14 protein-coding genes, 1 pseudogene and 1 riboswitch are annotated in these 20767 nt (G+C 43.7%); of the genes and pseudogenes, 8 read left to right on the top strand and 7 right to left on the bottom strand.

What is annotated here, in order from left to right; genetic code table 11:
• Nucleotide 1: 1 nt before the first annotated feature.
• The gene (gene porU / locus ETF27_RS02760; RefSeq protein WP_130830177.1) at nt 2-3562 is read right to left on the bottom strand and encodes a type IX secretion system sortase PorU; all 3561 of its coding nucleotides are present in this window, start codon (nt 3560-3562) and stop codon (nt 2-4) included.
• Between the two features lie 42 nt (nt 3563-3604).
• Complete coding sequence (locus ETF27_RS02755) at nt 3605-4222, bottom strand: fumarylacetoacetate hydrolase family protein (RefSeq protein ID WP_130830178.1); 618 nt, start codon at nt 4220-4222, stop codon at nt 3605-3607.
• A gap of 355 nt (nt 4223-4577) precedes the next feature.
• Between ETF27_RS02755 and ETF27_RS02750 the strand changes: the two genes are divergently transcribed.
• Both ETF27_RS02750 and ETF27_RS02745 read left to right on the top strand, forming a co-directional pair.
• Entirely contained in the window at nt 4578-4805 is a 228-nt protein-coding gene (locus tag ETF27_RS02750; RefSeq protein ID WP_130830179.1) for a hypothetical protein, read from the top strand.
• Nucleotides 4806-5165: 360 nt separating this feature from the next.
• Entirely contained in the window at nt 5166-5699 is a 534-nt protein-coding gene (locus ETF27_RS02745) for a hypothetical protein (RefSeq protein ID WP_130830180.1), read from the top strand.
• Nucleotides 5700-5860: 161 nt separating this feature from the next.
• On the opposite strand, the gene tsf is transcribed toward ETF27_RS02745, so the two are convergent.
• From tsf to rplM, 4 genes are all read right to left on the bottom strand, one after another.
• On the bottom strand, nt 5861-6859 hold the full coding sequence (gene tsf, locus ETF27_RS02740) for a translation elongation factor Ts (protein ID WP_130830181.1): 999 nt from the start codon (nt 6857-6859) through the stop codon (nt 5861-5863).
• A gap of 108 nt (nt 6860-6967) precedes the next feature.
• Complete coding sequence (gene rpsB / locus ETF27_RS02735) at nt 6968-7822, bottom strand: 30S ribosomal protein S2 (RefSeq protein WP_130830182.1); 855 nt, start codon at nt 7820-7822, stop codon at nt 6968-6970.
• 196 nt (nt 7823-8018) lie between these two features.
• Nucleotides 8019-8405: a 30S ribosomal protein S9 gene (rpsI, locus tag ETF27_RS02730; protein ID WP_130830183.1), complete on the bottom strand. Its 387-nt coding sequence runs from the start codon at nt 8403-8405 to the stop codon at nt 8019-8021.
• Between the two features lie 9 nt (nt 8406-8414).
• On the bottom strand, nt 8415-8879 hold the full coding sequence (gene rplM, locus ETF27_RS02725) for a 50S ribosomal protein L13 (protein WP_130830184.1): 465 nt from the start codon (nt 8877-8879) through the stop codon (nt 8415-8417).
• A gap of 650 nt (nt 8880-9529) precedes the next feature.
• Nucleotides 9530-9739: riboswitch (cobalamin riboswitch) on the top strand.
• Between the two features lie 160 nt (nt 9740-9899).
• On the opposite strand from rplM, the gene ETF27_RS02720 reads away from it, so the two are divergent.
• The 6 genes and pseudogenes from ETF27_RS02720 to ETF27_RS02695 all read left to right on the top strand — a co-directional run.
• Complete coding sequence (locus ETF27_RS02720) at nt 9900-11912, top strand: TonB-dependent receptor plug domain-containing protein (protein ID WP_147785462.1); 2013 nt, start codon at nt 9900-9902, stop codon at nt 11910-11912.
• Between the two features lie 11 nt (nt 11913-11923).
• Nucleotides 11924-13078, top strand: coding sequence for a YncE family protein (locus tag ETF27_RS02715; protein ID WP_130830186.1), 1155 nt, complete (start codon nt 11924-11926; stop codon nt 13076-13078).
• Nucleotides 13075-14319, top strand: a complete 1245-nt coding sequence (locus tag ETF27_RS02710) for a cell surface protein (RefSeq protein ID WP_130830187.1) — start codon at nt 13075-13077, stop codon at nt 14317-14319. Before ETF27_RS02715 ends, ETF27_RS02710 begins: the two co-directional genes overlap by 4 nt.
• Before the next feature lie 38 nt (nt 14320-14357).
• Nucleotides 14358-16073, top strand: a complete 1716-nt coding sequence (locus ETF27_RS02705; protein ID WP_130830188.1) for a DUF5074 domain-containing protein — start codon at nt 14358-14360, stop codon at nt 16071-16073.
• Between the two features lie 148 nt (nt 16074-16221).
• Nucleotides 16222-17316, top strand: coding sequence for a PKD domain-containing protein (locus ETF27_RS02700; protein WP_130830189.1), 1095 nt, complete (start codon nt 16222-16224; stop codon nt 17314-17316).
• A gap of 39 nt (nt 17317-17355) precedes the next feature.
• Nucleotides 17356-20160: pseudogene (locus ETF27_RS02695) on the top strand (DUF5074 domain-containing protein); the annotation flags it as partial.
• Between the two features lie 404 nt (nt 20161-20564).
• On the opposite strand, the gene ETF27_RS11350 reads toward ETF27_RS02695, so the two are convergent.
• Nucleotides 20565-20767 (bottom strand): hypothetical protein (locus tag ETF27_RS11350; protein WP_205012815.1); only part of this gene is annotated, 203 nt, incomplete at its 5' end.

Here is a 20767-nt window from a genome sequence, read left to right as displayed (position 1 = left end):
CTTAATTATTGTTTATTACTATTAGTTTCTTTGCTTTTGATTCTTTTACAACCCCACCATTACTTATACTTAAACGCACTCGGTACAGATAAACTCCAGTTTTCAACCGAACCCCACTATTAATCGTTAAGTCCCAATCAATGGTAAATGTGTTGTCTGTCGATGTTCCTTGCTCTGTTCGCTTCCACAACAATCGCCCGGTGGTATCATATACATTCACCTCGGCGGTAACATCCGACCCCACGAAGTTATGAGTAATAATAAATGTCGTCTGCGTAGAAGCCGGGTTATGAGTGCATCCGATGCTCTCTATATCCGGGGTCAGACCTTTTACGACGTTAAAGTCGAGCACCGCCGTAGAGGAATTGTTAAGAATATCCCACACACGGAACTTTAATTGGTGTCTTCCTTCCGGCAATTCGGGAATATTAAAATGGGTGCGACCTTTCTTATAATTTCCAAAGTCAAACATAAAGTTATCATTGAGTTTGTAAGTGCGTGCCGCATCTCCATCGATGACGAGTTGAAGGTCGTGTCCCACCCCATTTCCGGAAGCGTTAATACCATCCTTATCGGTGATTTCCGCCACAAAATATGGTGTACTGTTTACGTTCCCCCCATTAACAAAAGTAGGAGAATTGAGATAGCAATAAACAGATGGTCCAATCAAGTCGTTGTTCACGGGTTCCGTGCCATTGATATAAAACCTTTCTTCCGAGCCATGTGCGAGCATAGAGTGATCATCGCTCACCGCATGAATATTGATCCTTCCCGTCCCTTCCGCATAATTCAAATCGCGCGGAACGGCAAATGTAAAACAGAACTCCCCATTACGCACACTATCAGTACCACTATACAGCATTTTCTGGCGATCATAATATGTAAATGCCGTCTCGGAAGTTTCCTCTTGTTGCCTGCAGGTGATGAGTTCGCGTGTATCAAAAACCTTTGCCGACATTAATCCATTAAAATTGGTTTCTTTGCCCAACTCTTTCACAATGCGTCCTTTTACCTTTGCTATTGCGCCACCTCGCAATATGATTTCATTATTCCCCTCTGTGTTCATTCCGTTGATAGAGTCGATAATCACCTTATATAATGGAAGATTCAGCTTCAGTGCCGGGTCGCCTAACAAAGAGTATTGCAACTTATTCCGAGTTCTGTCCCGTCCGGTATTTATCATTTCTGTTTTTGCCAATCGCTGAGCTTCTCCCAATGTTGTTGGTTCACCATCCTTAATGCTTAAAACGTGCTTCAAGAAAGAGGTGTTGATGGATTTGTTAAAATTAGCATACACCGTACGTGTGGTTCCCCAAAAAGCCACCGCACCACCTTTCGGGTTAAGCATGGCTTCCTCGCCTATCGTAGCGGAAGTACCATCGAAAGGCATGACATCGCAACTTGCCGTTATCCACAAAGGTAAATTCTCATTGGTGAAACCGGAAAAATCATTAATGCGTAATACTGCCTCATGAGAGATTTGTGTTTCCGATCCGTGCCCGGCATAATCCATGATGAGAGCCCCTTGTGCCTGCTGTTGCTTTATGATGGAAGAAACCTGCGGATAAGAATTTCCCGTTGATGAGGTAACGCGCTCATAAGCGTCCCACATAACTTTTTTTATCTGATAGTCCGGATAAGTCTTCATGATGGTTTCTGCTGTTTGATTTACATCACGCATATGAAGATTGTCATTTCCGTCATCTCCCATGAACATGATAACATTCTGCCACCCTCCTGCATTTTTATTGATAGCGTAATTCAAGGTCTTATCCACCATAATTTGCGCATCGGAGACATTGGAGACAGGAAAACGTCCCACACCGATATCTTCTTTATCCCGACTCAACAAATCCTCACCTTCCCCATCATCCATCAGTGTGAACCATCCATCATTGACGTAACAATCGGTTTCGCTAAATGAGTTTTCGCTTTCGTATGCCAAGAGATAATCATCGGGGTTGAGCTGCCTACAGTCTGCAGTGAGCATCCTATTGTCCCACACGCAATCACCAAAAAGTAAAAGAGATTTAGGCATCTCGGCTTCGGTGGTCGCACGATCGTAAAGCATCTTCAAATAACGACGATACGCCATCGCGTCCGGAGTCCCACTTGAGAACTCGTTATAAAGTTCATCCGCCGGCACTATGCGCACAGTCATCCCATCGTGTTCCTCGTGAAAGGCAGCCAAACGCTGTGCCTGTTTCAAGAGTTTCTGACTCGTTGGAATGATGATTACCATATCCGCACTGCCATGTCCGTGTAAGTCTTGATTCGTAATGTTATAAACGTACTCCGGAACGGGAAACGTGTCGTGTGTCAATTGAGGTGACGGTTTGGGCTTATCGTAAGTCATGGCAAGATAATCCAACCTTGCCGGACCTCCGGAAATCGTAAAAACCTTAACGGAATCCACCGCTCTTAGGTGTTTCAAATTATAAGTGCGCTCCACCTCGTAGCCACGATCAAAGGAGTTGCTCGGACTTATCTTTATATTCCCAAGGTTTTCACCATTCACTTCCACTCCGACCACGGTGGTATTCTTTCCCGTAGTAACTCCTATCATCAATGTCCCATTGGTGGCATTGGCAACATTAGGGAGCACATAAGTATGCGATTTCCCTACAGCTATCGGTGTGTCTTCAAAGAGATTTCTCCCTCCGGGATACCAACTAAAATTATCCACCTCATGAAGCGTGTGATAATCCTCCGGTAAAGGATAGACAGCTGTAAGGAATGTTGCAGAGTCGATAATCAATGGTTCTTTCCCATCTTCGGTAAGAAAATAATATCCGTATTGAGAATATGGGTTTCGCACGCGTTTTACGGAAGTTTTGCTCTCCCAACTCACCGGACCGCGCCCATAGAAAAGTCGCTTTCCGCCCACAATACAGCTCTCTACTTCCCGCAAGTCATCGGTATTCCGAATGAACTCAGCGGTCAATTTTTCGGGCTGAAGATTTCCTCCATAGCCATATATCTTCACTTTGCTCACATCCGAAAATCCCGCTTGTTTCACAAGAGTGGGGGTGAGCTGATAGATGCCATTTTTCGGCACACGTATTTTTGCCCATTTACCTGTCGCGAGCACGGAATGGGGCACATAGCGTGATGCCACTGAAGAAGGCTCTCGAGTTGAGCGACCACGCACGCTTTTCGATTTTGCAATGGGATTCGACGTGAGTGCAATCATAAAGCTCACCAAAAGCTGCTTCTTTCCTTCTCGTTCCACAATCGGAACGAGCGAGAACTCTAACGCTCCCTTTTTTCGTTCCACCACCATTTGTTGCACAATTTCAGGCATAGCCGGAGGAACCTTGTCCGACAGAATCTCATACCGCGCAATGTCTTGAGGACTCATATCAATAAACTCGGGATACCTTATCTCCAATCGATAGGTGGAGTCGGCATAATTCTCTCCAATGGGAATAGAATAAGTAAAATGAGGCAGAACAGAGTCGATGGTAACATCCTCAACAGTGAGATTAAAAAACCGTTGCCGCTGTGCATCTACAGTAACACACAACATTAGTAGTAAAATTCCAAGTATCGAACGCTTCATTTCTTGTTTCTTTTTTTAGAGCCGGACATCTGTTTCTCATTGTTATTTACAACGGAAATCCAGCACTTTTTCTTCTTCCAGATACCCCTGAAGATGATCATCGATTCGCACTGGTCCGCAACCCGTGGGACATCCGGTATATAATATATCTCCGGTCTTGAGTGTGAAGTAACGGCTGATGTAACTAATCACTTCATCTATTTTGCAGAGCATATCGCAAGTACAGCCTTGCTGCACGGTCTTTCCGTTGATATCAAGATGAAAGCGAAGTCTTTGTATGTCAAGAAACCTCTCTTTATCCACCCAACTGCCTAAGACGGCAGCCCCATCGAAACTCTTAGACAATTCCCACGGGCGTCCCTGCTCCTTCAATTTCTTCTGCAATTCGCGTGCCGTGAAGTCAATCCCCACCGTAACGGCATCGTAATACCGATGTGCGAAGCGTTCCGGGATGGTCTTTCCCAACCTACAAATGCGCACCACGACTTCCGTTTCGTATTCTATCCGCCCCATGTCGTCAGGGATGAAAAACGGTTTACCGTCTTTTAAAAGTGCGGAATCCGCTTTTAGGAATATCACCGGCTCATTTGTTTTTGATAACGTGCCGTGCAACGATTTATTGTGTTCGGAATAATTCATTCCTATCGCGAATATTTTCATCTTAAATGCTTTTGAATGATGTTTATAATTTCTTATCCATCGGTTTGAGACCCTCCATGCTTCACAACGCTACAAAGATATGTAATTTGCACGAAAATAAGGAAATCATCTCCAAAAAACTTATCCTTTGCCGAATGCGCCACACATAAACTAATCACGATTGTCATCATTTGGAGGATGAAACAGGCTATAAAGAACAACTTATATAAATATCATTTTACAGAATAACATTAAAGCTTAACCTCCAATCTCTAAGTTTGCGCTCATTAGAAACTATTGTAGTTCTACTACCATTAGAAATATTCAATTATATGGGTTTGTTATTCTGCAATTTACCAACTAAAAGCCATGCGCCATGAACTTCATGTATCAAGACCTGCGCCTGATAGGGCAAGACGAGAGACAAGCATATTCTCTTTATTTAGCCGGGGCATTGAAAATGCGAAAATCCTTCCCGGCGATATGGGAAATGTTCAATAATGTCCTAAATTTTCATCATTCATCTATCCAAAGCTTAGCTTTTGCTTTCCAAAAGGTAAGCTTTTACAATGCAAAAGGTCATGAATTGGAGCACAAAAGCTAAGCTTTTAAATCGAAATCAATATCACCTTGATTATCAACAGTTTATGAAGCGTGTCCCTGATACGGTTTTTGTAATATAATTTCGTGGTGATTAGGACGTCATTGGGAAAAGATAAAGAGCTTTCTCACTGTCATACAATACTGAGAAATCTTAATAAACGATTTAGGTTAAATGATAAATTATAACTTTTACACTAAAAAATATTGTTGTTTTTTTTGTATTCATTTTTTTTATTTATCTTTGCAACATCATTAAATGCTATATTCCACCTAAAAATATGCAGCACTGGACGGATAATGGCATTAACATGAAATGTATATTATAGAAACAAAGAGTAACATTCTTAATATTTATTGAATTATGAGAAAATTTACAACAACATTGTTCATCTTCCTTTGCGCCTTAACGGCAGGTGCGCAAAGCAACTCAAAAGGATCGTCAAATTTCGCGAACAGATTTTCATTTGAAGTGGCGACAGTTGGTAGCTCAACAAGCAAGAACATGAACCAAATCGGTTTTAAAGCCAACATCGGTTACGACATCATTCCTCAACTTTTTGTATTTGCGCAGATTGAAGGAGAGAAGTATCTATACAAATCCGGCGATGTGAAAACTCATTTTTCATCGAACACGTTAGGTGGCGGCTTGGGTACGATATTGTTCGACACAAAAGACGATAAAGGGAGCATGGGAACGATAGATGCCAGATTTGCTGTAGGTACCACTGTAGGCAACCCGGAGCTGAAAGCCACCACCTACGACTTCAGCATCAACTGGAAAATTCTGCGCGGAATATCCCCAACCTTGGGATTGGGCTACCGCCATATCAACACTCGCACCTCGGGAATGCCGAAGATGAACGTCGTATATGGAACGCTCGGAATAAAATTCTAACCGGATTAAAAGACAAACGGATTAAATCGGAAAGTACGGAAGTGGCAGCGAAAAAGAAAGAAGAAACAAGTTGCCACTTTTTATATTTAAAAAGGAGTTGTAAAAGTCGAGATTTGCACTTTTACAACTCCTTTTTTTTATATCCTCAGTAAAGGAAAAGCTTATTCCGCAGCGAGAGTGAAGCGTTTGTAAGCAACCACTTTAAGGTCCTTATCCTGACTCTTCAACCAGTCTGCCACGTTAATCTTATCGCCATCGCCAAACTGGAACTCCTGATCAACAAGGCAATTGTCCTTGAAGAACTTGTTCAAACGACCCTTAGCGATATTCTGAATCATGTTCTCGTTCAGGTTGGCAGCCTTCTCCGCACCCACAGTCTTCTTGATTTCGAGTGCTTTGTCGGCGTCCTCACGAGTCAGCCAACCTTTATTGATGTTCGACTCAATGTGCTCTTCGCTATCAACGAGGTTGGCATTGATGCCGGCTTTTTTGATAGCCGAGTTAACAGCTTTCTCCACCTGCTCTTCCTTTGTTTTTTCAACAGCCACCTTGTATTCCTCATCTTTTAACGATTGTGGAACGGAAGCCTCATCGAGAGCCACCGGTTTCATGGCAGCCACCTGCATGGCAATCTTGTGAGCCGCATCCTCATTATTACCACTTAGCTGAACGATGGTGGCAAGCGTGTGTTTGCCCATGTGGTCATAGACAGAAAGGTTATCACCCTCTATGAAGTTATAACCATCCAGTTCCATCTTCTCACCCGTGATGCCGGAACGCTGCTGAACGGTGCTTGCGGCATCCTCGCCGTTCGCCAATTTCAATGCCTTCACCTCATCGAGAGATTTAGCCTTAGCTGCAACCGCAGCGTCGAGAATTTCACGAACCATATCGACAAAATCCTTACCATTGGCAACGAAATCGGTCTCACACTTAACAGCCACCATAGCAGCAAAGCCATCAACAGCTTTCACGAGAACGCAACCATTGGAAGTCTCTCGGTCGGAACGTTTTGCAGCGATTGCCAAACCACGTTCGCGGAGCAAATCTTTTGCCTTGTCGAAATCGCCCTCTGCCTCGGTAAGAGCCTTCTTTACATCTGCAAGACCGGCACCGGTCATGGCGCGGAGCTTCTTAATATCATCAATAGATACAGCCATATTCTTTTTTTTCTTTAGATTTATAATTAAAAAATGTGGGCGTTGATGAGCGGTACCAAGTCGCCGACGACTCGCCATCGTTCACCAATGCCCAAAATATTACTCTTATTATTCGGCAGCGGGAGCTTCCTCTTCCTTTGTGGGAGCTTCTGCGACTGTTTCTTCCGCAACGGCTTCCGCCTTAGCTTCTTTCACAGCTTTGCGAGCACGTTTGGGTTTTGCCTCAGCAGCCTCTTCAGCCTGTTCTGCGGCAGCTTTCTCGTCAGCCTTTTCAGCCTTACGTTCTTCAAGACCTTCAGCGATGGCAGCACAGCACGCATCGAGAATTACCTCTACGGAGTCCTTTGCATCATCGTTTGCCGGAATTACGTAGTCGATATTACGAGGGTCGGAGTTCGTATCCACGATACCGAACACAGGAATGCCCAAGCGAGTTGCCTCCTTTACGGCAATGTGTTCTTTCATTACATCAATAACGAAGAGAGCCGATGGCAGGCGGGTAAGATCGGAAATGGAACCAAGGTTCTTTTCCAACTTAGCACGCTGGCGTGAAATCTGCAAGAGTTCGCGTTTGGAGAGGTTAGAGAAAGTACCGTCATTCATCAACTTATCGATGTTCGTCATTTTCTTAATAGCCTTGCGAATGGTGGGGAAGTTGGTAAGCATACCACCGGCCCAACGCTCGTTCACGTATGGCATATTAACCGATGCTGCCTTCTCAGCAACAACGTCCTTAGATTGTTTTTTAGTAGCGACGAACAAGATCTTCTTTCCGCTCTTGGCAATACCTTTGAGTGCTTCAGCAGCCTCATCCACTTTAGCCACTGTCTTGTGAAGATCGATGATATGGATGCCGTTACGTTCCATATAAATATATGGCTTCATAGCCGGATTCCACTTGCGATGTAGGTGACCGAAATGACAGCCAGCCTGCAATAATTGGTCAAAATTTGTTCTTGACATGTTTTTTCTTTTTGTTTGTTTACTTTCTTTTTAATTCTTTCTTGGCGAATAAGCTTCGCCAGGCTTTGTTAGAATCAACCGATGAGTAGTCCCCGATTTGGAATCTCATCTGTTTAGATACTAAACCGCAATTGAATTGTATGCCGTGAAAAGCCGAAAAGTTGCATTCGACATTTGGCGGATACGCTTCAAAAGATTAACGCTTACTGAACTGGAAGTGAGCACGTGCCTTGGGCTGACCCGGTTTCTTGCGCTCAACCGTGCGACTGTCGCGTGTCAAGAATCCATGATCTTTCAAGTTCTTCTTATCCTCCGGGTTAATCTCCACAAGTGCGCGGGCAATGGCGAGGCGAAGTGCCTGACTCTGACCGGTAAAACCGCCACCATAGAGATTTGCCTTTATATCGTACTGACCTTCTACACCGAGCAACTGCAAGGGCTGTTTCACAACGTATTGCAGAATAGCCGATGGGAAGAATTCCGTTAAATCTTTCTTATTGATTATAATTTTGCCGGTACCTTCAGAGAGGTAAATACGAGCTACAGAGCTCTTACGGCGTCCAACTGTATTAATAACTTCCATCTTTACCTTTTATTTATACTGGTTAATATCAATCGACTGTGGCTTCTGTGCCTCAAGTCCGTTGAGTTCGGAGCCTTCAATCACATAAAGGTTGTCCAACAAATGGCGACCGAGACGTCCCTTTGGCAACATACCCTTAACGGTGTGACGAAGCATTTTATCCACACCACCTTTGCGAGTGCGAAGTTGGGCGGGCGTATTGAAGCGCTGACCGCCGGGATAACCGGTATAACGAGTGTAAAGTTTATCCGTTTCTTTCATGCCGGAGAAAACTACTTTTTCCGCGTTGATAATGATTACATTGTCTCCGCAATCCACATGCGGAGTAAAACTTGGCTTGTACTTTCCGCGAAGCAGCTTGGCTACCTTAGAGCAGAGACGACCTACGATTTGGTCGGTAGCATCAACTACAACCCACTCTTTCTTGGCTGTTTCCTTGTTTACGGAAATAGTCTTGTAACTTAAAGTGTCCATTTCTAAATTTAAATTTTTACTACTAAAAAACGTTTTTGTTTGTTGCGCGGACGATTCTCTAACCGTGCGGCTCGGCCAAAAGCCATCACTATTAACACACCCACGCTGAGGGCTCTAAGAACGCCCTCGGAAATAATCGGTCTGCAAAATTACTCATTTTATATACCAGAATCCATAACATCAGGGATTAATTCTATATATTTATCATTATTTAACATAAACATCATTTTTTAACTATTCTCAACAGGCATAACATTATCATATAAAACAACTATCCGGCACATTTACCACCGACATCCCACGTCGTAATTTTGTCTATCATGAGCCGATGGAAAACGCTACGTGAGCAATAGGTCAGCAATGACGATGCAAAAGCTAACCTTTTGGCACTCGTTTGATGACCAAATGGAGTCCAAAAGCTAACCTTTTGAAAAGCAGTTGCTAACATACTGGTTTACAATCAATTACAAACCGTGTTTCAAAACCTTGTTTTTCTATTCGTTTTATCGCCAAAAGCAGCGTAGAGCGATACTACAATCCAACCATCGAGAACAGGCATCCGCTACCCTCCTCATGATTTTGCAAGACACAGAAAAATGAGCCTACATTTCAAAATGTCCTCGTTATTTTTCCGCATTTACTTGATATTTATTACCTTTGCACCTGTGAATGAACCGCAACAAGCATAAAGATGCCACGAGCTATGCGGTTAAAGGGAATCCGGTGTGAATCCGGAATAGTGCCTGCTGCTGTAAGTCCTAATTATTATCGCTGCACAAAGCCATTGATTGCACCAACAACTGAGAAGGAGCAGAGAGATAGGGATAAGTCAGAATACCTGTTCACCAATCAAGAAAGCTGCCGCGGGTTTCGGTTAGAGCAACAGCAAATAGTATTTTCACTAACAATTTCTGTTTCTTTATTTGACTACTTGTAGTACGCTTTGATTTTGCCACAGCTGAAATTCGCACTCACACCTCGCGGAAGTACAGTTTGTCGCATTCAATTAAGAATATATATATGTATAGAAGAGGTCTTTTACTGATTATTTTTTTTAGTATCGCATTAGGAGGAATTGCTCAAAACGAGATCAAGACAAAGAGTAAATTGGACAGCCTTCATCACTTGGAGGAGGTTACCATTATCGCCAATTATGTGCAAAAAACAGTCGTTCCATCGCAGCAGCTTAACGGAAAGGAGTTGCGCAACATGAACTCTCTAAATGTTGCTGACGCCTTACGCTATTTCTCTGGTGTACAGTTGAAAGACTATGGCGGTGTCGGTGGTATCAAAACCATCAACATCCGAAGCATGGGCACCAACCACATGGGAATATCCTACGACGGAATTCAACTGGGAAATGCGCAGAACGGACAGATAGACTTGGGGCAATTCTCACTCGACAATATAGAGTCTATCTCGCTCTATAATGGTCAGAAAAGCGACATACTACAAGCTGCTAAAGATTTCGGTTCGGCTGGTTCTGTGTATATACGAACAAGAGTTCCGGTGTTTGCCCACAAAGAGAGCTATCATGCACGGGGAACCATACGCATAGGCTCGTCTGACCTCATCAATCCTTCGGCACTCGTAGAGCTTAAACTCGGCGAGAGACTGAATGCTCAGCTCAGTACGGAGTGGATAAACGCAAGCGGCAAATACAAGTTTCGCTATCGCCGCGTAAATCCTGCCGGCGAATTAGCCTACGACACCACCGCAATACGACAAAACGGAGACATCAACGCTACTCGTCTGGAACTCAACCTGAACGGACGTACCAACCATGGCGACTGGCATGCGAAACTATATAACTACAACTCCGAACGTGGAGTTCCCGGTGCAATTGTAAACAATGTTTGGCGCAGAGGCGAGCGCATTTGGGACACCAACTCATTCGCACAATTCAGCTTCAACCATACCATCAATAAATTTACAACACTGAACCAAGGGAAATACTCATTCTATCGTACCCACTACGTAAACAACGATGACAAACAGATAAAGATAGACAACCTCTACAAACAGCGGGAAGTTTACTTTTCGTCAGCCAATATGTATTCTTTCCTTCCGGAGCTGAAAGCCTCTGCCAGCTATGACTTCCAATGGAACTCGCTCGATGCTAACGTTTATGGTTTTGCGAAGCCTACCAGGCAAACCCACATGCTGTCATTGGCAGCAGCCTATCATTTAGATTGGATAAAATTACAGGCAAGCGGTTTAGCGACTTATATCCACGATGCACTCGACGGTCAGGAAGCTCCAAGCGATAAATTTGTGTTCACACCTGCCGTGATTATGGCCATCCACCCATTCAAGTCGAAGGATTTCTCTTTCCGTCTGTTCTACAAGAAAAGTTTCCGTATGCCCACATTCAACGACCTTTATTATGCTGACATGGGAAACTCTAAACTGAACCCCGAACACGTAACCCAATACAATGTAGGAATGCTCTACGAGCACCAGTCGCCGGAACGATTCTTCACCAATCTTCGTTTCAGCGTTGATGCGTATTATAATAAGGTGAAAGACAAAATCGTGGCTTATCCCAAAGGGCAACAGTTCCGTTGGACAATGCTGAACCTTGGCGAGGTGGAAATCAAAGGTATTGACGCTTCTGCCCAAGCAACTATCAATCCCATCAAAGACCTTTATCTCACGCTGCGCACCCAATACACCTACCAACATGCAATCGATGTCACCAATCCCGCTGACAACTATTACCGGGACCAGATTCCTTATATTCCACACCATTCGGGTAGTGCCATCTTCAATGCAGAGTACAAAGGTTGGAACTTGAACTATAGTTTCATTTATGTGGGCGAACGCTACAACCAGCAAGAAAACATTCGCTACAATTACACACAACCGTGGTACACAAGCGATGTATCTCTTTCAAAGACTTTCAGAATAAGGAACGTGAACATGCGGGGATTGTTGGAAGTCAATAATCTATTCTCGCAAGATTATGATGTCATTATCAACTATCCAATGCCCAAGCGCAACTATCGGTTCACTGTAATGGTGGAAATCTAACATAAAAGACTATGAAGAAATTTTGGTTTATCATGATATTAGCGATGTTCGTATTCTACTCTTGCAGAGAGGACGAATTGGTAGTGCCCACCGAATACGACATCATCAATGATCCACCTCTTCCGAACAGCAAAGTGCGCGGTTTCTACCTTGTGAACGAAGGAAACATGGGAAGCAACAAATGCACCTTGGATTACTTCGATTATCAGACAGGACTCTACGCACGTAATTTCTACGCGGAACGAAATCCTAATGTCATCAAGGAATTAGGAGATGTGGGAAACGATATACAAATATACGGCTCAAAGCTCTATGTTGTGGTCAATTGCTCACACAAGGTTGAGGTATTGGACGCTCGTACAGGTGTCAGGATAGGGCAAGTAAACATCCCCAACTGCCGCTATATCAGGTTTTACAAGGGTGCGGCGTATGTCAGCGCATACGTCGGACCGGTACTCATCGACCCTACAGCACCCAAAGGCGCAGTATATAAGGTTGATACGACTTCTTTGGCGGTGAAAGCAAAAGTGACTGTGGGATATCAACCTGAAGAAATGGAAATAATCGATGACTATATGTATGTTGCCAACTCCGGAGGATACCGCCCACCTGTTTACGACAATACTGTGTCGGTCATACAAATGGAGGACTTCAAACAAGTTCAACAGATACCTGTGGGCATCAACCTCCACCGACTGAAGAAAGACAAGTACAAGAAACTGTGGGTAACTTCTCGTGGTAACTACGAGAATGTGCCTTCACGTCTCTTTGTCCTGACCAAAAGACCGGGCTACAATCAGATGATTGTTACCGATACCATACCGGTAGCATGCTCAAACATGGCTTTCTATGGAGATTCCCTTTATTATTATGCAACTGAATGGAACAACTACACCCAGAAAAACACAATAAATTATGGAATCATCAACATAAAGACCAAGAAAGTGGTGAGCAAGAACTTCATCACCGATGGAAGCGAAAAAGACATCACAATCCCCTATGGCATAGCCATTCACCCGGAGACGGGCGATATTTTCGTCACCGATGCTAAGAATTACGTGTCGTCCGGTACGCTCTATTGTTTCGACCGGAATGGCAAACGAAAATGGAGTGTCCGCACCGGGGATATACCTGCACACATTTGTTTTTTAAAGACTCGAAAATGAACAAAATAAAACTATATCTCATAACTATTCTCTGCGCAACCTTTTCGTTCTTCATGACAGGCTGTACGGAAGACCCTGCTATGGTGAATCTCGGAATAGATGACACGTATTACATCTATAGAATGCAGAAATTGGGACTCCATTCGGAGTTTACCGGCGAAGAATACAAGTGGACGCTACACCTGCCCGATGGCAGAGACTCGCTCTTAAGTACTCAACGTGACTATATTTTCCTTGCAAAAGACGAGGGAAAATACAAGATAACTTTTGAAGTCATTGATCCAAACACCCCCTACCACCACGATTTTGAAGTAAACGTGATGCACGAGGAAGTAGAATACAGCCGCTATATTAGCCATGTTTATGAGTATATGCCGGCCCCGGGACAATTTGTAAATTATATTCCCGAATATTTAAATGGGGACAATGCAGAGGCTATGCGCATCAGAGCGGAAGAAAGCATTACAGGAAAGAACGATGTATTGGTATCCTTAGGAGGCTTTGGAGGATACATCATATTTGGGTTTGACCATACTGTAGTGAATGTTCCTGATGCGTTAGACTTTTATATCCAAGGCAATGCCTTTTACGAGCTTATTGAACCGGAAAAGAAGGGCGGGTCATGCGAGCCCGGCATCGTAATGGTCTCCTACGACACCAACATGAATGGAAAACCTGACGATGAATGGTACGAACTGGCGGGTAGCGAGTATTATAAACCCACAACCATTCATAACTATTCCATCACTTACACACGACCTGATCCAAACAAGAAACCGGTGAAAGACGACTCTGGCTTCCTGACCGATTTGACATACGTGCCGTGGACAGATTCAGAGGGGAAGAGTGGCTATATTGCCAAAAACAGCTTCCATACCCAACCATATTTCCCACAGTGGGTTGCCAACGATCAACTGACATTTACCGGCACGCGACTGCCAAACAATGCAGTGGACAAGAGTGGGCAAGGCAGATACTACGTACTCTATTCCTACGAATGGGGATACGTGGATAATCACCCGGCTGAATTTAAGGATTTAAGCAGCTTTGACATATCATGGGCTGTGGATAAGAATGGGAAGCCTGTCCACCTGCCTGGTATTGACTTCGTAAAGGTCTATACGGCAGTAAATCAGTATTGCGGTTGGATTGGTGAAACAAGCACAGAGATTTGCCGAGGAGAGGATCTTCACATCAAGGAACCCAATGGAGTACCTGACGACCCAATCCCAGGAAATTAATATTTAGCGAAACAATTCCATCATAAAAAATTAAACTTATGAAAAAGAAGCTACTCATCAGGTTATTTCTGCTACTGACGATGTTCCCGGCATTTACAACAGGAGCATTGGCACAGACAGATGATATAGACTACACCACCGGAGTCTTCTTTGTCAATGAAGACTGGTACGGTCATCAAAATTCCACGGTCAACTACCTCACAGAAAAAGGAGAATGGGTTTACCGTGTTATCCAAAAAGAAAATCCGGGCATGGAGTTGGGCTGTACCAATCAGCACGGCATCATCTATGGCGACCGGTTCTATCTCATTGCCAAGCAGGAACGAGACCCGGGATCCAAAATTAAAGGTGGACGCATCACGGTTGCTGATGCCAAAACCATGAAAGTTATAAAACAATTGGACAAGATTGACCCTTCGGGGAACACTTGCGATGGACGTGGATGTTTAGGAGTTGATGAGAACAAAGTCTATATCAGCACGAGCAATGGCATCTGGATATTCAACAGTAATACTTTGGAAGTAACAGGTCAAATAAAGGGCACTGAAAATCCATTCGCAGCTTCAGGAACAGGTGGCAATGCCAATCCAGGCAACAAGGCACTCTACTGGGGACAGTCAGGTTGCATGGTTCGGATTAACAACTATGTATTCTCTGTTCATCAGGAATACGGCGTTCTTGTGATAGACCCCTCTACGGATAAGGTGATTAAGGTGATTGACATGAAGTCGCTAATAGACACATTCAACGAATATCTCGCAGAGAATGCCAAACTGAAAGATGACGCCGAGCCTTGTGTTGGCAGTTCTTTGGTAATGGCAAAAGATGGCAGCTTATGGGTTTCTGTTACTTTGAACAAAGACGGCTATGGCAATATGTTGCCATTCATTGTGCGAATCGATCCCATTAGCTTTGGGACAGAAGTCGTTTACATTAGCCCCGACACCGGAAACTATCCCCCTGCATCATCATGGTACGCATGGACACCTGACGGTTTCTGTGCCTCCAATGTAGAGAATGCACTTTATTGGAATGGGGGTGAGAACTCATGGTTCAGCAATAGTAAGATTTTCAAGTTTGATGTTGATACTCGCACGGTAACCAATATTATCGACCTTGACAAGCAACCTGAGAAGTGGAAGCTTTACGGTTGCTCCATGCGTCCACACCCCATAACCGGAGATTTGTACATGTCGCTATTCAAAGGAGACTTTGCCGACAACACCTACAAGACTGTGAGAACCGACAAAGACGGCAAAATGCTTAAGGAGTATCCCATGATAAAGAACTACTGGTTCCCATCTCTTCCGGTTTTCCCCGATGTAGAGGCACCAATCCCCAATGACTTGGGCATAAAGAATATAGATACCGATGAGGCTTCCATAAAGATTTCCCTTTCAACACTGGCACATGATGCTGACAATATGGATGCAGCAATGGTAAAGACTGTTGAGAAAGTGAGCGACAATAGCAAATTCAACGCTGAGATAAAGAATGGGGAACTCATCGTAACTCCAAAGACAAAGTTTACATCTGAAGAATTTGTGAAGATAAAAATCAACAGCAACGGAAAGATAGCTTACGCAACCATAAAGCTCAACTGTACTACCAATGGCATTGAGAATGTTCAGAACAATGATGTCAAGGAAATTAAACGCTATAATTTATCCGGTCAAGAAACAAACAAAAGAAATGGAAGGATTCAGATTATTCGTATGAGCGATGGTACAGTGAAGAAAGTATTTGTGAAATAACTTGAGGGTTTGTCATCGGAGATAAAAGGCTCTCCGATGATGAATCTTGTAAAGTTACCACAAAGATGATGAATCCTGTAAAGGCCTGATAGATGATATGGAAAGAAAAGTATAACTACCTATTTATATAACAATTAGAAGTAAGATAATGAAAAGAAAGGTTTACACAAGCATTTTATTCAGCTTGGCAACATTAACAGCAACAGCTCAAACACAGGAGATAGAAGTGTTGGAGTATCATCCCGCACCGGGACAGTTTGTCAACACGCTTCCTAATGCCGATGAGACCACCACGCACGAGGAAGTTTGTCAAAGGGCAACTAAAAACCTCAACAACAAGGAAATGGTTCATCTTGGCACTTACGGAGGGTATGTAACCGTAAAGTTCGACCATCCCGTACAAAACAAGAAAGGTTCCGACCTCCGCATCTTGGGCAACGGCTTCTATGCCAATGCCGATCCGGTCTATGGAAAGGAGACAATAGGCGGAAGCATTGAGCCGGGAATCGTCTATGTAGGCGTGGGCGACAATGTGGAAACAGCACAATGGTATGAATTGGCAGGATCGGAATACTACAGAGGTCGGCAGATTTTCGACTTCACCATCACCTATCACAAGCCGACGGCAGAGTCAGGAGAGCACAATCAAGAATGGTCCACATACGACAACTACATCAAGTGGGAAGCCACATGGACGGAAAACGGTGTAAAGAAAGATTCTACGGGCTATCACATGAAGAACTCTTTCCATGCCCAGACCTATTGGCCTTATTGGGAAAAGGGAGAGACAATGACCTTCTCCGGCAGCAAGTTGCCCAACAATGCCATCGACCAATCGCACGTTGGCAGATATTGGGTGCTGTATCGTTACTCAAAAGACAGCTACGGCTACGTGGATGGCTCCACCAACGAAGAAGACGCTGCCACATTCGATCTCGACTGGGCAGTAGATAAGAACGGAAAGCATGTGGACCTGACGGAAGTTAACTTCATAAAGGTTTACACAGGCATTTTCCAATACTGTGGCTGGTTGGGCGAGACCTCGACAGAGGTTGCCGGTTTTGAAGACCTGCACTTGATACCGGGCTACGATGACAACCCTATCATCATTCCGACAAGCATCACTGCGCCACAGGCTGAAAGGAAATACGATGGTGCTTTCTACGATTTGACAGGACGCAAGGTAGAACACCCGAAGAGAGGCATTTACATACAAAATGGCAAAAAGATAGTTATCAAATAAGAATAGATATATCAACCAATAATTTTAAAACTTATAGTTATGATTAAAAGATTTTACATCTTCTTGGTTGCGTTGCTGTCGATAACGGCAATGCAAGCACAAAGTATCAGAGTACAAGGCGTGTCCCGCTCTGTAAAAAAAGCAAAAACGAGTTTAAGGGCAACGCCAAACAATGACATTCTTCCGGGCATTGACACAGGAAGAGAGTTTTACGAGGTAGGAAGTGGTATGAACATCTCGTATCTCGTTGTAAAATGGGATGATGGTAAAGGTAGCAACAAAAATCTCGTTTGGAAGTATCTTTGGACCACCGAGGCAGAAGGAACAGGCGAAGCGATGTTGAAGGCTATTGCAAAAGCCGATCCTCGTTTCTACATGCTCGTTTACGGAGGCACACAGTATGGTACCGCAATAGGCGGTATGGGCTTCGACCTCAACGGAAACGGCAACATCTCACTTTTAAAAAATGGAGTGTCATACAGCCTTACAGATGGATTGTACAACACTTCAACCTACGATTTTGACCATTGGACCTCTAACGACAGTTTAGACCATTGGAGAGCAGGTTGGTATAATGGCTATTGGAGTTATTGGACTACCGACGACCTCTCTACCCCTTACGCTTATTCAAGTGTAGGGGCTTCTTCAAGACATTTATCTAACGGTTCTGTAGATGGATGGGTGTATATGTCTGATATGGTTAATTGGTATAGCAACGACATGTCGGGAGAATTGGAATATGTAACTCCTATCGCTAACGCATCCGAAGTTGCTCCCCAAACAACCCAAGCTCGGTCGCAGACAAATAAAGCTCCGGGCAAAACCACAATAGTAAAAACTTACGCTGAGTTTAAGAATGCAGTCGTAAATGCGGCAGATGGCGATGTAATCGAATTTGACCCCGCACTTGCCGGTAAAGAAATAACTCCGACTTCTTCCACTTTCGGTGCTAATAAAAATATTACTATCAACGGCAATGGAGTTACATTCGTTAATTATACAATGCCACTTGGTTTTTATACATCTACAAGTGCACCATCTGTAGTTAAGATTAAGAATATCAATTTTAAGAACTGTACCACGCCAATTAAGGTTATTGCTGTTCAGGCAACAATCGAAAACTGTACTTTTGATAATTGCAAGGCTAAGGCAGATGCTGTTATCGGAGCTAATGGTAATTTGAAGAATAAATTGATATTGAATTTGATAGGTTGTCGTTTCTCAAACAACACTTCAGTTGCAACAAAACGATTACCTATTATAGAGTTTTTGGGTAATGCCTCAGGAAAAGCAGAAAACACAAAAGGACTTATTAGTTCTTGCTCTTTTGTTGGAAATGACGCTTACAACGCAGTCATTGGAATTTCAAACCCCGGCTCTTTCGAAATTGTGAACAGTGTATTCCAAGACAATAAAATTAAGGCAAAGAGAGGAAACACCATTCTGAAGCGTGATAATATGAAAGGATTCAAACTCCTTGGACACAATATCATTGAAGGTGGTATATCAGAACATAATAATGCAAAAGACACTATTGCAACTAACAAGTACTTGTCATCAACCGACATTGTCGGTGAAGATCTTAAACCATTGACATACAATGACGACTTGAAAGAGTATGTTGTAATCAGCACGGGAAAAGCATTCAACAACTTACCTGCCAACACTACATACGAAGGTGTCTTATTCCCAAAGAAAGACCTGTTAGGCAATGTCATCGATTATACAAAGCCAACTCATAGCGGTGCCTGCCAGACAGTTGTGGAAGCTCCGGTGGATTACACCAATGGTGTTTTCATCGTAAACGAGGACTGGTTCGGTCATCAGAATTCAACGCTTAACTTCATTAGCAACGATGGAGAATGGACTTACCGTGTCATTCAGAAAGAAAATCCGGGCAAGGAGTTGGGAGCAACAGCGCAGTATGGTACCATCTACGGAGATAAATTCTACATCATCTCGAAGCAGGAGAAAGATCCAGGTGCATCAATTGTGGGTGGTCGTTTGACTATTGCCGATGCCAAGACCCTGAAGATTGAGAAGCAACTGACTACGTTTGCAACCAACAGCGAAGGCAAGAGCATTGCCGACGGTCGTTCGTTCCTTGGCGTTGATGAAACCAAGGCATACATTGGTACAACCAACGGTATTTATATCTTGGATTTAACCACCAATGAAATCAAAGGACAAATCGGCGGTGCCGAAGGCAGTGCCACCAACCTTTATTCCGGACAGATTGGCAACATGGTTCGCGTTGACAACAAAGTATATGCCGTACATCAAACCAAAGGCTTGATTGTCATCGATGCAATTACAGACAAGGTAAAGAAGGTGATTCCGGCAGAGGAAGGCTGGGGCTTCGGCTCTGTGGTTCTTTCCAAAGACGGAAACTTGTGGCTCAGTCTTGCAGACAAAAATGGAAGCGGTAAGGCCGACACACGCATTGTTAAGCTGAATCCGAAATCGTACAAGAAAGAAGTTATCGCCCTTCCGGAAGGTACGTTCGGCCCTGCCAACTCTTGGTATGCGTGGACTCCTGACGGCTTCTGCGCAAGCACACAGCAGAACGTTCTTTATTGGAATGGTGGAGAAAGCAGCTGGTTCAGCAACAAGACCATCTTCAAGTACGACATCGACAAGAAGGAATGTACTAAATTTATCGCAATCGATGACCCATGGAAAATCTATGGCTGCTCTATGCGTGTACACCCTGTTACAGACGAATTGTACGTCAGCCTGTATCAAGACTTCGGTAACCAAAGCTATACGTTGAGAAAATACGACACAACCGGTACCATCATCAACGAATACCCAATGATTGCCAACTACTGGTTCCCATCATTGCCCGTATTCCCCGACAACTTTGCTCCTACTGCAAAAGACCTTGGTGTCATTCCTGTTAGCAAAGAAAAGAATACCGTTATTTCGTTGAAAGATTTTGTAGAAGACAAGGATAACATGGCTTCGGCTATTATAATGTCAGTAAAAGAAGTAAGCTACCCCGAAATCTTTGAAGCTAAAATTATAAATGGAAATTTGGTTATTATGCCAACCGTTGAACCTGACGGCGAGCAGACAGTTACAATCAAGATTAACAGCAATGGCAAGATCATTGAAAAGGTAGTTACCATAGAGTTTATGACCGATGAAGCACTCGGCGTTAACGAAATCGAAACTGAAAACGAAACGAAAGAAAAGGTAATCTACGACCTGCAGGGCCGTCGTGTGAAGAATCCACAGCATGGCATCTACATTGTAAACGGCAAGAAAGTTGTTTTCAAATAATGAATAATCTCACACCCGCCAATCGGTTTCACAATCCATGAGAGCCGGTTGCGCAGTGTGTAACCGGAATAGAAAAGGCAGCGACCCATTGACAAAGGTCGCTGCCTTTTCATTTTTGAAACAGCGAGTGCCCTGCACCCACAGAAAAAAGAATTATTACTGTCCG

The organism is Prevotella brunnea (assembly GCF_008016795.1).
Lineage (GTDB): Bacteria > Bacteroidota > Bacteroidia > Bacteroidales > Bacteroidaceae > Prevotella > Prevotella brunnea.
The sequence above is the reverse complement of the archived record's forward strand: the minus strand, read 5'-3'. Positions and strand labels throughout refer to the sequence as shown.